Here is a 2,798-nt window from a genome sequence, read left to right as displayed (position 1 = left end):
GCCTGGGTCTCGGCCGCCGGGTCGATGCCCAGCTCGTCCGCGAGGACCTCCCGCAGCTGCTGGTAGGCGCGCAGCGCGTCCGCCCGGTTGCCCGCGGCGGCGTGCGCCGTCATCCGGCAGCGGTGCGCGCTCTCGCGGAACGGCGCGCGCCGTACCGCCTCGTCGGCGTAGCGCACCGCGTGGTGCTCCGCGCCCAGCGCCGACGAGGACAGGCTCGCCAGCTCCAGTGACATCAGGCGCAGTTCGTCGACCCGCTCACGAACGGCGTTGACCCACTCGCCTTCGTGCGCCGGCAGGAACGAGCCGCGCAGGTTGGACACGGCGCCCGCCGCGAGCTGGTGCGCCACCGCGTGGGCACCGTCCGCGAAGGCCGCCCTGGCTTCCGTCATCGCGGCCTCCGCCGCTTCCAGGTCGACCGCCGCGTCGTCCGGCAGTCGCAGTATGTATCGGCCGCTCTGTGCGATCAGGGGCGTTCCGCCCGGCTTCTGCTGCGGGCCCGTGACATAGGCGCGGACCCGGCTCACCACACTGCGCAGCGCGGAGGCCCACGTGTCGGGCAGCCCTTCCGGCCACACGGTGTCCGCGAGCTGGTCGCGGCTGGTTCCCGACGTTCGCTCCAGTATCAGTCGAGCGAAGGCCACTTGGGCCTGCGCGCTCGACAGATGCTGGGGCGCCGTCCCGTCGTGTTCGATGGTGACAAGACCTACGAGTCTGATCAGCAACGCTGAGTCCCCCAAGACTTCGGCTGCACGCGGTCATCACACGTGCGGGGGCGCGATTCAGGAAAGGGAGGCCGCGAATTCGCGCCCCGGCTTCGCAGCCAGATCTCTGTTCGTACTCACTTTCCCGTGGATTCGACCGTACCGGCCAATTGTCGCCACATTCAACCGTGGCCAAAAACATACCGGGGGGAATAACTGGGAATCAGCGCCTCCGGTATTCGACCTGAAGGTCGACTTCCCACGCCACCACGGGAATTGCGGCGTCGAAAACCGTGTTGCGCCCGCCTTGCGGCCCGGCGCATAGAAAGGACGGCGCGCCTGGAGCAACCGAGAAGTGGATGAGGAGACGCACGTGAACGCATCTGGAGGATGGGAACGCCTCGAGCCGAAGCTGGCGGCAACACAGCGCCGCGTCCAGGCACTCGAATGGGAACCCGACCGCCGCAACAGCTTCGTCGCCTACACCGTCGAACGCGACAGCGCCTACGCCGACCTCGACGGCCGCCGGCTGCTGATGATGTCCGGCTACAGCTACCTCGGCCTGGCCGGCGACGAACGTGTCGTCGCCGCCGCCAAGGCCGCCGTCGACCTCTACGGCACCGGCAACCACGGCGTGCGCGCCCTGGCCGGATCCATCCCCCTGCACGAGGAACTCGAGGCAGAGGTCGCCCGGTTCGCGGACCGCGAGTCGTCCATGGTCTTCGGGTCCGGCTACGCCGCCAACACCGGCACCGTCGGCGGCCTCGTCGGCCCCGGCGACACCGTCTTCATCGACAAGTACGACCACGCCTCCATCGTCGACGGCTGCCGCCTGTCCGGCGCCACCGTCACCCGCTTCCGCCACAACGACGTCGACCACCTCGAGCGCCGGCTGCGCGCCGCGAGCCCCGACGGAGTACGGCTCGTCATCGTCGACAGCGTCTACTCCATGGACGGCGACATCGCCCCGCTGCCCGAGCTGCGCAAGGTCTGCGACGAGCACAACGCCCTCCTCATGGTCGACGAGGCCCACGCGCTCGGCGTCATCGGCGCCACCGGCCGCGGCATCGAGGAGCACTTCGACTGGCAGGCCAGGGTCGACGTCAAACTCGGCACCCTCTCCAAGGCCATCCCCTCCATGGGCGGCTGGGTCGCCGGCCCCGCCGAACTCATCGGCCACCTGCGCTACGCCGCACGCCCCTTCCTGTTCTCCGCCGCCCTCGGGCCCGCCCAGGCCGCCGCCGCCCTGGAGTCGCTGCGCATCCTGCAGCGCGAACCCGAACGCGTCGCCCACATCCAGCACCAGTCCGCCCGCCTGCGGAAGATCATCAACGCCGAGGGGCTGCGCACCCAGGACAGCGAGACGGCCGTGCTGCCGCTCATCGCCGGCTCCGACGACGCCGCCTACGACCTGGCCACCACCTGCCGCAAGAACGGCGTCATCGGCCTGCCCGTGGTCACCCCCGCCGTCCCCAACGACCTCGCCCGCCTGAGGATCGCGGTCACCGCCCGCCACACCGAGGCCGACATCGACTTCGCGGCCCAGGCGTTCCTCACCTCCGCCCGCGAGTGCGGCATCCTCCCGGCCTGAGAGGGCCGGCCCGTACACCGAAGGCAGACAGGAACGGGAAACCAACCATGGCAACCTCCACCCCACCCCCGGTCGTGATCACCGGCATCGGCGTGGTCACACCGGCGGGCTGCACCCCGGACGCACTGTGGGCCGCGCTGCGCGCCGGCCGCTCCACCGCCGCCCGCCTCACCCACCTCGACCTCGACCGCCACCGGGTACGGATCGGCTGCCGCGTCAGCGGACTCGACGACGTCGGCCTCGTCGGCGCCAAGGACGCCCGCCGGATGGACCCGTTCGCCCTGTACGGAACGACGGCCGCCCTCGCCGCCCACCGCGACGCGGGCGCCCCCGCCCCCGACCCGCACCGCACCGCCGTCGTGGTGGGCAACGCGGTCGGCGGACGGGCCACCAGCGACCTGGAGTCCGCCCACTTCTCCGAACACGGCCCGCACCGCGTCAACCCGCTGATGCCGCTGATGACGATGCCCAACGCGGCCGCCGCCCAGATCGCCATGCGCCTCGCC

General features: G+C 71.3%; 3 protein-coding genes. 2 read left to right on the top strand and 1 reads right to left on the bottom strand.

Annotation, left to right across the window (positions count from 1 at the left end; all coding sequences use genetic code 11):
- The coding region (locus ACWGH4_RS33770; RefSeq protein WP_453467576.1) for an AfsR/SARP family transcriptional regulator at window positions 1-722 on the bottom strand (722 nt) is incomplete at its 3' end.
- A gap of 352 nt (window positions 723-1,074) precedes the next feature.
- Here ACWGH4_RS33770 and ACWGH4_RS33765 point away from each other — a divergent pair.
- Window positions 1,075-2,292 (top strand): aminotransferase class I/II-fold pyridoxal phosphate-dependent enzyme, encoded by a 1,218-nt coding sequence (locus ACWGH4_RS33765; RefSeq protein WP_159682272.1) that lies wholly within the window; start codon window positions 1,075-1,077, stop codon window positions 2,290-2,292.
- Window positions 2,293-2,339: 47 nt separating this feature from the next.
- The coding region (locus ACWGH4_RS33760) for a beta-ketoacyl synthase N-terminal-like domain-containing protein (RefSeq protein WP_453467574.1) at window positions 2,340-2,798 on the top strand (459 nt) is incomplete at its 3' end.

Source organism: Streptomyces sp. NPDC054847, assembly GCF_053610925.1.
The sequence above is the reverse complement of the archived record's forward strand: the minus strand, read 5'-3'. Positions and strand labels throughout refer to the sequence as shown.